Origin of the sequence: Bradyrhizobium sp. SYSU BS000235, assembly GCF_049747295.1 — a bacterium.
Taxonomy (GTDB): Bacteria; Pseudomonadota; Alphaproteobacteria; order Rhizobiales; family Xanthobacteraceae; genus Afipia.
Map to the genome: position 1 here is coordinate 1,734,172 of NZ_JBMHJM010000001.1, position 12,980 is coordinate 1,747,151.

8 protein-coding genes and 1 tRNA gene are annotated in these 12,980 nt (G+C 60.2%); 2 read left to right on the top strand and 7 right to left on the bottom strand.

Annotated elements, in window-relative coordinates; genetic code table 11:
• Positions 1-119: 119 nt before the first annotated feature.
• The 5 genes from ACP0KA_RS08080 to ACP0KA_RS08100 form a co-directional block, all read right to left on the bottom strand.
• A complete protein-coding gene (locus ACP0KA_RS08080) occupies positions 120-2,672 on the bottom strand; it encodes an ATP-binding protein (RefSeq protein WP_424628308.1) in 2,553 nt (850 codons plus the stop codon).
• 397 nt (positions 2,673-3,069) lie between these two features.
• Positions 3,070-4,026 (bottom strand): antibiotic biosynthesis monooxygenase, encoded by a 957-nt coding sequence (locus ACP0KA_RS08085; protein ID WP_424628309.1) that lies wholly within the window; start codon positions 4,024-4,026, stop codon positions 3,070-3,072.
• Positions 4,023-6,728 carry a molybdopterin-dependent oxidoreductase gene (locus ACP0KA_RS08090; protein WP_424628310.1) on the bottom strand — a complete coding sequence of 902 codons (2,706 nt, stop codon included), beginning with the start codon at positions 6,726-6,728 and terminating at the stop codon, positions 4,023-4,025. Before ACP0KA_RS08090 ends, ACP0KA_RS08085 begins: the two co-directional genes overlap by 4 nt.
• Positions 6,725-7,540 (bottom strand): FAD binding domain-containing protein, encoded by an 816-nt coding sequence (locus ACP0KA_RS08095; protein WP_424628311.1) that lies wholly within the window; start codon positions 7,538-7,540, stop codon positions 6,725-6,727. Before ACP0KA_RS08095 ends, ACP0KA_RS08090 begins: the two co-directional genes overlap by 4 nt.
• A gap of 12 nt (positions 7,541-7,552) precedes the next feature.
• Positions 7,553-9,178, bottom strand: a complete 1,626-nt coding sequence (locus tag ACP0KA_RS08100) for a multicopper oxidase family protein (protein ID WP_424628312.1) — start codon at positions 9,176-9,178, stop codon at positions 7,553-7,555.
• 246 nt (positions 9,179-9,424) lie between these two features.
• On the opposite strand from ACP0KA_RS08100, the gene uraD reads away from it, so the two are divergent.
• Complete coding sequence (gene uraD / locus ACP0KA_RS08105) at positions 9,425-10,459, top strand: 2-oxo-4-hydroxy-4-carboxy-5-ureidoimidazoline decarboxylase (RefSeq protein ID WP_424628313.1); 1,035 nt, start codon at positions 9,425-9,427, stop codon at positions 10,457-10,459.
• 11 nt (positions 10,460-10,470) lie between these two features.
• Positions 10,471-10,914 (top strand): hydroxyisourate hydrolase, encoded by a 444-nt coding sequence (gene uraH / locus ACP0KA_RS08110; RefSeq protein ID WP_424628314.1) that lies wholly within the window; start codon positions 10,471-10,473, stop codon positions 10,912-10,914.
• 50 nt (positions 10,915-10,964) lie between these two features.
• Here uraH and ACP0KA_RS08115 read toward each other — a convergent pair.
• Positions 10,965-11,041: transfer RNA gene (locus tag ACP0KA_RS08115), tRNA-Arg, on the bottom strand.
• Between the two features lie 138 nt (positions 11,042-11,179).
• Complete coding sequence (locus tag ACP0KA_RS08120) at positions 11,180-12,658, bottom strand: ATP-binding protein (protein WP_424628315.1); 1,479 nt, start codon at positions 12,656-12,658, stop codon at positions 11,180-11,182.
• Positions 12,659-12,980 lie beyond the last annotated feature (322 nt).

Here is a 12,980-nt window from a genome sequence, read left to right on the forward strand (position 1 = left end):
GGGTTTTCCGAAGTTCGCCACGCGTTATGGGATTCAGAGCAAGCTGCTCGAACGAGCGGCATCATTCGGAACGTCGTTGCAGGCGACCCCGGTCGCAACCCTCAGTGACGTAGTGAGGATTATGTATCCTGCAGGACCGAACGCAGGCGCCGAGCCAAGTCCGCCAAGCGGAAGGGCTTATCAATAATTGAAAACTCTCCTACCGCGTTGTGTCGTTCGAGCACGTCCTCTGCGTAGCCTGAGGTGAGTAAGATCTTGATATCTTCGCGTAGCAACCTGGCTTCGCGGGCCAGCTCAACACCGCTTATCCCGTTCGGCATGACGATATCGCTCAGCAGGAGCTCAAATTCCTGACCGCTGTGAAGTATTTCAAGCGCTTCCGCGCCATTCCGGGCGGATGAAACCTGATAACCCAAGCCGGTGAGCATGGTCGACGTGACGTCCAGAAGATCCTCATTGTCGTCAACCAATAGAATTCGCTCCGACCCTGCCGGTACAGCCATGGGTTGGGTCTGATTTGCTTCGGCATCGGGCGTTTGCGTCCCCTTCGGCAGATACAAATCGATGGTCGTTCCCACATCGAGGACACTGTTGATGTCAATGTGTCCACCTGATTGCCGGACAAACCCATAAACCATGCTCAGACCGAGCCCCGTACCTTTCCCGACCTCCTTCGTCGTAAAGAACGGCTCAAACACGCGATCCCGTACCTCTGGAGTCATCCCGCAGCCGGTGTCCGCGACGGATATCTGGACGTACGATCCGGGCAGACATCCGGCTACCGCAGATTTCTCATCCAATACTGCGTTCCTCGTTTGGATCTTGAGCACCCCGCCGTCCTGCATGGCGTCGCGCGCATTCAGAGCCAGATTGAGAAGAGCTGTCTCCAGCAACGCCGGGTCGACACAGCACAGCCACAACTGATCATCGGTCTGCAGCATGACCTCGCATCGCGCTGCGACAGCCTGATGAATGAGTGCGAGAAATGCACAAATGAGCTGGTTCGCGTCGACCACTTTCGGGTTCAGGACTTGCTGCCGCGAAAACGCAAGGAGTTGCGACGTCAGCTTTGTCCCCCGGTCAATCGCCCGTCGCGCCGTGGTGCCGTATTGCCGGATCTTACTGATATCCGTGGCGTCTTCGATCAGCTCGAGATTTGCGGAAACGACCATAAGCAGGTTGTTGAAGTCGTGCGCAACGCCACCGGTGAGCTGGCCGACCGATTCCATTCTCTGGCTATGGTGGAACTGCGCCTCGATGACGCGCTTTGCCTCGACGGCATTCTTGTGCTCGGTTATGTCTCGGAGGAAAATCGCGATGCCCTCGCAAGACGGGAACGCGTTGACCGCATACCAGACATTTCGGCGAGTGCAGAACACTTCGACGAAAGCCGGGCGTTGCTCCGAGATTGCGTCTCGAAGCTGGCTCATGATTTCAGTCTCGGCGACATCTGGCATAACCTCCAACAATGTCATGCCGATGAGATTGCGATTTTCGATGAGTGTCCAAGCTGACCCATTGAGGTAGCTGATCCGCCAGTTCGGATCGACAATGACCACACTGTCAGTGGTACTCTCAAAGATCATGGTAATACGGGCTGCGGCTTCTTCAGCTCTCTCCTTCGCTTCGGACAACTCTTGCTCGCGATGTTCCAACGCGTCTGCCATCGTGTTGAAAGCTTCGGCGACTCCCGCGATTTCGGATTTCCCCCGGATATCTACACGGCGGAAAAATTCGCCGATCCGCCATCGGTTCGCAGCATCGACCAGCTGCCCAAGCGGATGATGAATAAACCGCCTCGCGCCGAGTGATATCAGCCCCAGCGTTAGCGAGGTGCTCAGGCAAATCAAGAAAATGCCACGCTGAGTACGGCGTTGAATCTCAGCAAAGGTCTGCACCTTGTCGAGACCGAAGCTGATGACAAGCCCTCCGTATTCGTCTCCCAGAGCCGAATAGCCGACAATCCGCCGCACGCCATCGACGTCGATAATATCCTCAGCGCGCCGATGGCCAGGCGAGAAACTCTTTTCAGGGGCCTTTCGCCCGACAAACTGAGCGTTGTCCGGATAGCGGGCGAGGAAAGTGCCATTACGGTCCATGATCGCAATCGCGGCTCCCGCCGGCACGCCTTTCTTGGCGATGTAATCGGCGAGCCAGTCGAGACCGATCGTCCCGATGATGATGCCGCCCATTTTGCTGTCGTCACCGTAGAATGGTAACGCAAACTGTATCGCTCTTCGGCCGGATTGCAGACCGTACGAAAATTCGCCCACCGTGAAATCCCCCGTCTTGAGGATGCTGGCAAAATATGCCCGCGCGGAGACGTTGACCGGCTTGTTGTAGGGATCGCAGAAGGTCTGGCCCTTCAAATCCGTCACGACAAGGGTGAGAAATGCGGGAAAGCGTTGCTTCACTGCTCCCAGGTAGGCATTGCAGGCCTGCCCATCCCTCGCCTTTATCGACGGAAGTTCTGATAACACGATCAGGACTTGATGAATTCCCTGGACAATCTGCCGTTGCTCCTCCGCTGCAAGGTCGGCAAGATTGATCGCGTGGTTTTGCACTTCAATCTGACGCGAGCGGCGCAGGTCGAATTCATTGTAAGCTTGGATCGCGATCGCTGGCAGTAGAGCGACAAACACCAACACAAGCAGCCGCGATAAAAGGGTCAAATCCCAGTTCCCAGTCCTATGACTTCGGCCGCCGGCATAAGGACTGCGGTAACTCGTGACGAGTTAGGGGCGCGAGCAAGCCTACTCACGGAATCCGTCTGTCCACCTTAGGGCTATGTCGAGGATGAGGACGCTATGTAACGGCTATATTTCACCAGCGAGGAGTTTCGTTACAAACGTAATGCGTTGAGATCGCTGCCAACGCGACAGCGATCAACGCGACTCTCGCGAAAGCCGTTTTTAGCGGCTATCTCGTGTTCTCCACCGGTTAGACACTTTCAAGATTCCGGAATCCCGCTCCCGGCGGGTCAGCCGCCGATCGGCGGTCGCAATCACCTGGCCAGCCTCGGAAGCAGTTATTGGGAATCATGGTCGATCACAACTGACCGTACGACCGCTATAAAACCTTCCAGAACAGCACGACCATGATTGCGTAGGCCGCAATCAGCAAACAGGTGCCCTTGAGGTCAACGAGAGTTCGTCCGGCCTTCGGCGGCGTGAGCCACCAGTCGAGCCGCTTGGCGGTCCACGGCACCAGATACGACGTCAGGATGACGCTGAACGCATTGCCGATGAACAGCGCAACCGGAAAATTCAGGTGCAATAATCCTGTCAGAAGCGGCGTGCTGACCCACAGGCCCCACAGAAACACGACCGGATAGAGCGTCAGAAGCACGATCATGTTCATCTTCCACGCTGCGGGTGGCGGCGCACCCAGCGGCGTGGTGTCGCGAAACCATTGCTCGAAACCGCTTTGTGCCGTGCGCGTGTGAAACTCTTCCGCCAGCGGCGCGGCTTCGTCGAGCAATTGACGTCGCTCTGGCGAGTCCAGCCAGGCCTTCAGATTGGCCTCGCTGTCAAAACGCAAGATCGCGACAAAATCGTCCTGCAAACCGGGCACCGCCGGCTCGAACCGATAGCCCTGCAAACCAGCTGCCTTCGATTGCGCGGCCGCGATCTTCTGCTCCCATTTGAGATACTCGGCCTCCAGACCGGGTTTCACCCTGGTGCTGATGACCGCGGAGACGGGCGCCGTACGCACGCCACCGGCATCGTCGCGCACGATATGCACGTCATCGCGCCCTACGAGCATGGACGCGACGCCTTCGATGCGGGATTGCCGCTCGGGCGATCCCAGCCACCGCGTCGCGTCCTGCAGGCTGCCGAAACGCTGCAGGATCACCCAATCGACCTGCAGCGGCGGCTGCGGCGGCATCAGCCGCTGCTCGATGAACCCCGGAAAGCGCGAGATCACGCGGCTGGTTTCGCCCTGCCATCGCGCGAAAGCGTCGGCACACTCCGGCCGGACGCATGTCTGCGTGACAATACTGACGCTGGCCGCCGCTTCGCTCATTTGGCGGCTGCGAGTTTCGTGAAAAGACGATCGGGCGTAAACGGCAGATGGGCAAAACGCACGCCGGTCGCATTGGCCAGCGCATTCGAGACAGCCGGTGCCACCGGATTGATGCCGCACTCACCTTGCGACTTCGCGCCCAGAGGCCCGATCGAGTCAGTCGTATCGGCAAAGAAAATGTCGGTATGCGGCGTGTCGGCGAAGGTCGGAATGCGGCAGTTGCGCAGCTGCGGATTGACCATGTGGCCTTCGTCGTTATGCACCATGTGTTCGACCAGCGCCCAGCCATAACCCATCGAAACCGCGCCATCGAGCTGGCCGCGACACTGCATCGGGTTGATCGGCCGGCCGATATCGGCCGCGTGCACGCTGTGCAGCACCCGGATTTCGCCAGTCACCCGATGCGCCGCAAGCCGCACGCCTTGCACGTTGAAGGCAATCGTGCGCGGCGAGAGATAGGCCCGACGGCTGACCGAGAAGCGATGGCCGGTCTTCGCGCCTTCGGCATAGAGTTCACGCAGCGAAATCCGTCGATTACCGCAGATGACGGCGTCGTTATCCAATCGGCATTGATCGACGGGCACGCCGGCGTGGCGGCTTGCAAAGCCGATGATATCGTCCGCCATCGCCTGCGCCGTCACATGAACCGCCTTGCCTCCGACGACAACGCCGGTGCTCGCGAAAGTGCCGGTGTCGTAGGGCGCGCGATCGGTATCGGCATTGATGATGTCGATGTCGTCGGCGCGCGTGCCCAGGATCGACGCGGCGATCTGCTTGTGCGCCGTGGTAATGCCGTTGCCCATTTCGGTCGAGCCGCAGGCGAGATGATAGGTGCCGTCCGGCAGCAGGCGCATTTCGGCGCCCGAGCGATGCTCGGTCGGCGGTCCGCATTCGAGCATCGCCATTGCGACGCCCTGCCCCTCGGCCCATTCCGCGCCTTCCGGCTTTGCGACGCCATTGCCCTTCTTGAGCTCTCGTTCGACGATATCGAGGCATTCGTCGATGCCGTAGCTGCCAAAGCTGGCGTCGTTGGGCTCTTTCCAGATCGATTCAATATTGTCGCCCGGCCGCACCACATTCCTGCGCCGCATCTCGAACGGGTCGATGTCGAGCAGCCTTGCCACCTCGTCGATCGCGCATTCGATCGCGAAGGTCGTCTGCGAAGCGCCATAACCGCGAAACCCGCCGGCTGGGGTCATGTTGGTGTAGACCGCGTGGCCGATACCCTTCTTGTTCTCGCAGCGATAAGCCGCGATCGGGCTGGCCATCGCGGCCGCCAGCGTTTCGCTGCCGTGGCCGCCATAGGCGCCGGTGTTGGAGAACACCTCCACGTCGAGCGCTGTCAGCGTGCCATCCTTGCGCGCGCCGATCTTCACCTTGGTGGTCATCTGGTGCCGAGTCGTGGCGCTGATAAATTCTTCCTCGCGGCTCCATTCCCACTTCACCGGACGTCCCAGTTTCATCGTGGCGAACAGCACAAGATCTTCCGAAACCATCTCCTGCTTGCCGCCGAAACCGCCACCGACGCGCTCGGTGAACACATGCAGGTCGCGCGGCGGAATTCCCATGATGTAAGCGAGCTTTTGAAGCGCGGCGAAGGGGGCCTGCGAACTCGTTCGGATATGCCAGCGGTTATCATCACCCTTCCAGGCGATCGACCCATGCGTCTCCAGATGCACGTGCTGCACGCGCGTGGTCGAATAGGTCTGCTCGTGCACGGCGTGGGCTTCCTTGAAGCCCTTGGCGACGTCGCCGATTTCCCCCTGCAGCGTGCAGAATATGTTGTTGCTGGCGGTCATCCCGTCCTTGTCATGCAGCAGCGGCGCGTTGGGTTGCATCGCCGAGACCGGATCGAACACGGCGGGCAGGATCTCGTATTCAACGCGCAGCGCACGGCAACCGGCTTCGGCCGCCGCCTCCGTCTCCGCGACAACGGCCGCGATCCGCTGGCCGACGAAACGCGCAACATTGTCGAGCAACAGCATGTCGTCGGGATCGACGAGATGATCCTCATGCAGCGCCGAACTGAAAAGACGCTTCGGCACGTCTTCCCAGGTATAGACCGCGATAACGCCCGGCACCGCAAGCGCGGCGCTTCGATCGACGGAGACAATGCGCGCATGGGCATGCGGAGAACGCATAACCTTCAGATGCAGAAGTCCCTCGATCGCCAGATCCATCGTGTAGCGCGCGTGGCCTGTCACGATGGTGTCGGTGAACGGATTGGGCAGGCTCGCGCCGAGTGCCTTGCCGGCTTCGTCCGCCTCGATGTTGCATCGGCCATGAAGCGCGTCATTGATCGAGCGATAGCCGGTGCAGCGGCAGAGATTGCCCTTCAGCGTGTGAGGCAGATCGGCCTTTTGCGCGTCAGTCAGCGTCACCGCCGTCATGATCATGCCGGCGGTGCAATACCCGCATTGAAAAGCCTGCGCATCGTGAAACGCCTTCTGCATCGGATGCAGCTCGCCGTTCGGCGCCAGCCCCTCGATCGTGGTGATCTCGCGGCCTTCAGCACGAAAGGCCGGCACCAGACACGAATGGAAGGGCTTGCCGTCGATATGCACGGTGCAAGCGCCGCAATCACCGGCATCGCATCCCTTCTTGACGCCGAACACGTCGAGATCGCGCAAGAACGTACGCAGGCACTGGCCGGGGGCCGGTTCGGCGGCGTAGCGGCGGCCATTGACGTGATAATGGCTCATGCAAGCTCCGCGCGAATTTGTTCGGCGAGATAATGCGTCACGTGGCGCTTGTAGGCCGCCGATCCGTGCACGTCGTCGAAATATGCTTCCGGCGCCAATCGCGCATCGAGGGCGCGGCGCAGCTCGTCAGACGATGGATAAGCCGTGAAGCGAAGCTGCACCGGCCGCGGGGTTGCCGCCGAGACGGTCAGCAGGAAATCCGAGCCGTCGTCGCGCACCGTGGCGACGATGAGCGCTGCCGAGCGGCCGAGTTTGGTGAGGGACACCTGCCGCATCGCGCTGCGTTTGGACAAAGCCGCCGCGGGCAGATGAATATTGCGCAGCAACTCGCCTTTCTGCAGCACGTTCTGATGATTGCCGGTTACGAAATCGACGACGGGCACCTGCCGCGGTTCGCCGTCATGCGCCCATAGCGTGCAGACGCCCTCAAGCGCCGCGGTCAGCGAGATCATCGCTCCGGCAGGTAGCGACATGCAGATATTGCCGCCGACGGTCGCAGCATTCCAGATCTTGAACGACATCAGAAACGCATCGATGCATTGTCTGAACAGCGGCACGGCGTGCCATTCGGACGGACCTTTGAAGTCATGCAACTCGACGATCCGGCAGGTTGCGGCGATGTCGAGGCCCGCTTCCGTCACTGTCAACGGAGTCCAGCCCAAGCTATCGAGATCGATCAGCGTATCGACAGCCACCTGAGGCTCGGAGAACAGCCAGGTGCCGCCGGCCAGCCATGAATAACCGTCACGCCACTCTCTGAGATCGCCGAACGACGCCGGGCGTTTGACTTCGGTTATCGTGTTCAAATTCATGATCGTATTCGCCTACGCTTTGTAGACTTCGACCGTCTGCATCATGCCCATCTCTTCATGATTCATCATGTGGCAATGGAGCATGAAGATTCCGGTGAAATCCAGAAAGCGTGAGCGGAATACGACCTTGCCACCCTTGCGATCGACAATCACGGAATCGCGCCATTCCGGCACGGCCAGCGTCTTGCCGTTGACCGACACGACCTCGAACGGGTTGGTGTGGATATGGAAGACGTGATCGTCATGCTCATGGGTGTTGATGATCGTCCACTCTTCGACCGCCCCGAGCTTGACCCGTTGATCGATGCGGTTCGGATCGAATTTCTTGCCGTCGATGAAGAAGCCGAATTCCTGCCAATGGCCGGCAGCATCCGCCTCGGGTGCGGTCGCCGAGAGAATCACCGTCCGACGATTGGTGATTTCGGAATCCTTGATCCTCGCCAGCGGCGGCGGGGGCAACGCGGCCGGCAGCTTCATGTCCACCGGCGCGCCCGACACGACCACCGTCGCGAGCGGGCCGACCGGCGACGGATGCCCCTGATCGTAGTCCACCGCCTTCAACGCGTAGCTGCCGGGAGACCCCGCACGCACCAACAAATCGGCGCGCTGTCCCGGCGCGATCAGAAGCTGCTTGAGAGACTGCACGGCTCCAAGCTGAATTCCGTCATAGGCGATGGCGTGCAGGTTATGCTTCTCCAGATCGAGCAGCATATCGTCCTGATACGCCGCATTGAGAATCCGCCAGCGCTGTACCTCGCCGGGGCGCATGTCGATGACGGGCCGGCGTTGGCCGTTGATCGCCAGAAACCGCGTCGCCGTCTCCGGAAACAGCGTCTCGAAATTCTCGACCATACCGCTTGCGTCAAAGACGACCTGCGTGAGCACCAACAGGCGTTCGCGGACACTGGCGATTTCCGGCACCTCGGCGAAATCGCCCTCGACGATGACGGCGCCCACCATGCCGCTGGACATCTGAATATCGGCGCTGCCGTGATGGTGCGGGTGATACCAATAAGTGCCCTTGGTGTGATCCTCCGGCAGCTTGATCTCGATGTTGTAGCTGTGGCCGGGGGTCATCGAGCGCATAACGTTGTCGGCGATGCCGCTCGGGCTCGCATGCGCACCATGAAAATGGAAATTGGTGTTGTTGAACTGATGCGGATGGCCAATATCGGCGGGCAGGATGTCCCGGTTCGGCGGCAGATCGTTGATGAGTTTGATGCGCAACGTTTCGCCGGCCTTCATGCGCAAGGTCGGCCCCGGACTGCCGCCTTCATAAGACCGCACATAAAGCCTGACGCCGCCAATTTGCCGGTAAGCGTAAGACACGCGCAGAGTGGTATCGAGCACACCGTTCACGGATCGGCGCACCTCCGGCTCGATCAGCGGCTGATCCATCGCGGGCACCGGCGGCTCCGGCACCATGCCCATCGTGGGAGACATGTCCGCGGACATCGCTCCGGACATGGCGCTCTTGCCGTGCATGTGGGCGTGCATGTGGCCTTGGCCCTTGGCCGCCCCCGCAGTCAGCAAAAATGCACCGATCCCTATGCTGCCATCGAGCAGTTCGCGCCGGGATAATTTCTTTGCGCTAGATGAGATAGCGACGGCGCCATTATTTTCCAAATCCTGCGGCACTTAAATTCTACTCCCCGAAGATCGATTCATTTTAAATACATACCCATCGTAAATTCGGCGTGAATGATTCGCGTACAATGCTCGACTGCGTGATGTCCATATCCACTGTTTTCCGAATGGCGCGCAGTGCTTTTGACTTTGCACGGTTTTGGCAGCGAATTGACTAACGAACGGAAGTCTCCGTAAATGACGCAGGTTCTCCCAATACGCCGGACGTTTGTCGCCCGGCTTCACGGCTGACAGCTCATGAAGCTCAACACCATCTCCGAAGCGAAGACTTGCTCCGAAGCGAAGACTTGCGACAACGCATTTTTGGAGCGCTTGTCTTTCGGTCGCCGCGATTTCCTGCGGATGACTGTCGGAGGGACTATCGCGGGCGCCGGCTTGGCGTCCTTGCCATTCGGACGCGCGTTGGCCGAGCCGGCCAAGCTGACGCTCGATCAAGTCAATCGCATGGATCTCGACGCGTTCGTCGCTGCGTTCGGTGACGTGATCGAGTTTACGCCGGCGGCGGCGAAGGAAGCCTTCACCAAGCGACCTTTCGCCACCGTGACCGCCCTGCATGAATCGCTGTTCGATAATTTGCGCCTGGCGCCGCCTGCAGAACAGCACACGTTCTTCCGCAGGCTGTCCGACATCGGAGAGAACGCCGTTCCGTTCACGGCGGCCTCCACGTCAGAACAGGCGAAGGCCAGCATCTCTTCGCTGGATGCGCCGGCGCTCGCGCGCCTGCATGCGTTGAACGTGGCGTATCGGGCGAAGTTCGACATGTCCTATACGATCTGCGTCAGGCGCAATACCGTGCAGAGGATTTTCGATGAACTCGAGCGTCGCCTGCACAACGAGAAGGACGTCGAGCTCGCCACAGCTGTGCAGGAAGAACACCTCATCACGCGGATACGAGTCGTCGAGCAAGTGAGCGGACCGGGAGCGCCGAAGATTTATGGCGACATCACCACTCATGTGCTGGACGCCATGATCGGCAAACCGGCGAAAGGCGTGAGGGTTGAACTCTATGATGTCGGCTGGGACAATCCTCGCAAGGTCAGCGAGGCCATCACGAATGCCGATGGCCGCGCCGAGTTGATGAAGGAGCGCCCCGTGCCTATCGGCCGTTACGAATTGCGCTTCGCCATGGGCGATTATTTCCGCAAGAGTCGCACGCCGGTCGCCAAGCCATTTTTCGACGTGGTGCCGATGCGCCTGTCGATCAGCAAGCCGGAAGAGAGCACCCACGTGCCATTGATCGCCACGCCATTCAACTATTCCACCCACGGCTGACCGAGCACAGCATGAAACGCCTTGTCCTCGCGCTTGCTATCGTCGGCGCCTCGCTCAGTGTTTCGGCCGATGCCTCGCCGAGCCACGCACAAGCGAAGAAGAAAGCCTCCGGCGATCTCAGCACGATCGTGACCAACGCCGTGAGCGGCGGATCGGCCGCAGGCATGATCATCGAGCTTTACGAGATTTCCGGCGCCAAGCCGCGCAAGATCACCCAGGTTTCAACCGGGGAAGACGGCCGGGCCGATTTAATCAGCAGCGGTCCCTTGCCGCTCGGCAAATACGAATTGCGATTTCAGGTGGGCGACTATTTCCGCAAGCAGAGTGTGGGCGCCAGCGATCCCGCGTTGCTCGATTTCGTGCCGGTCCGCTTTTCGATCACCGACCCGGCGGGGCATTATCACGTGCCGCTCACTTGCACGCCTTCGAGCTACACGACCTACCGGGGGAGTTGAATAACAGGCCCGGACACTGTGTCCGGTGGGGTTCGCAGATACGTATGGAATGGCGCGCTCGAAGAGATTCGAACTCCTGACCCCCAGATTCGTAGTCTGGTGCTCTATCCAGCTGAGCTACGAGCGCGCGTTTCACGGACGATTGGGGCCGAGGGCCCGCCGCGAAAGAGCGCCATAGCTAACGGCTCCGGCATGGCTTGGCAAGAGTCGATTCACGGGTAATCCCGGGCAAGTTCGGCTGAGAATGCGAAATTGGTGAAGTTTTTCAGGCGCGCGCCCGTGCTTCGCGGAGGCTGAGCAGCTCGACGGCCCGGTCCGGGATCGTAATGCGGAATGTCGCGCCGATCGTCCCTTCCACCAGATTGAGGTCGCCGCCGTGGGCACGGACCAGCTCCGCCGCGATAGCAAGACCAAGACCGGTTCCGCCGTCTCGGGACGAGCCCTGAAATGCCTCGAACAGATGTTCGCGGGCTTTGGCCGGAATACCTGGGCCGGTGTCGGAAATTTCCAGAATCGTCACCGCGCCTTCGCGGCGGCCGGTCACCCGGATCTGATGGGCCGGCGCCGACTTGGATTTCTGGCTTTCCAGCGCTTGCGCCGCGTTGCGCACCAAATTGAGCAGAACCCGGAACAGTTGATCGGGATCGGCATCCACCATCAGGCCGCGCTCGATGGCATTGACCCACTCGATCGAGGCATCGGAGGCCAGGCCTGCCGATTCGCGCACCTCGTTGACGATCGGCTCCACCAGAATCAGACGACGGTCGGGCGGCGCTTCCTGCGCCTTGCCATACGACAGGGTGGACTGACAGAACGCGATGGCGCGCTCGAGAGAACGCATCAATTTCGGCGCAAACCGTTGCACCCGCGGATCCGGAACGCTCGCAAGCTGATCGGACAGCAGTTGCGAGGACGCGAGCAGATTGCGCAGATCGTGGTTGATCTTGGAGACCGCGAGACCCAGCGCCGCAAGCCTGCTCTTTTGATGCAGCATCGAGACAAGATCCCGCTGCATGTCGGACAATTCGCGTTCTGCGACTCCGATTTCATCGCCTCGTCTCGACGGCTCGATGATCCGCGCGCTGCTCTCCGGATTCTCATGGAAGGCCACGAGGCTCGCGGTCATGCGCCGCATCGGCCGCACGAACAGATGGTGCAGAGCATAATAGATGAGGCCCGACGTGATGATCGCCATGGCCAGCGACAACAGCAGCAAATTGCGAGAGAACCGAAACATCGCATCGCGCAACGGCTTCTCGTCGACGACAACCTCGATGAACTGGCCACCGCCCGGCGGCGGGCCGATGATGCGGATGACTTCATCACCGCTGTCGAGCATCACCTGAAACGCGTCGAAGATCGCCGACCAGACGGACATGTCCCGCATGTCAAAGTCGTGATCGATTTTCGTCGGCATGTCCGCAACGGCCAGCAACCGGCGCTGCTGGCCAGACTTGATCGCGACCGCCCGCGCGCCGATGCTTGCGAGAATTTGCCGCGCCAACGCATCCGGGACCATGCCCATGGGGGCCGCATCAAGAACCAGCGCGGCGGTATTCGCCGTGGCCAGCCGGTCATTGAGCCGGTTCACCCGAAAATTGGCGATGGATGGCACATAGATGAGGATTTCGGCGATCAGGATGAGCGGAATCGTCAGCAGCAGCAGTTTTCCAGACAGCCCAAGCCATGCCCCCGATCGGGGCTGGGGAGCGGTCTCAGCTGGCTGCTCGCCGGATTCGGACATAAGGTCGATTGCCTGCCTCTATTTTCCGCCCCAACATGCGCTGCGACGGCACCGTGGTCAAATCTTTCAAAGTGTTAAGGTTTGTTCCAACCACGCCCGCCAGCGAGTCTGGCGCAAACGACGACTTCGTAAACCCCAAGATTGACGAAAACAGGCCGCTCCCGTATAAGCCGCGCCAACTGTCCGCGATGGCCCGGCTCGACCGGGCCGGTTCATTTTGGGGCCGAAAGGTCTCGTCTTGGAACCGAAAACTGGCCCAACCGGGCTGACATCGCAGGATTTCATCTCAATTTATCGGCGAATTACTCGGCCAGCGGAGAAC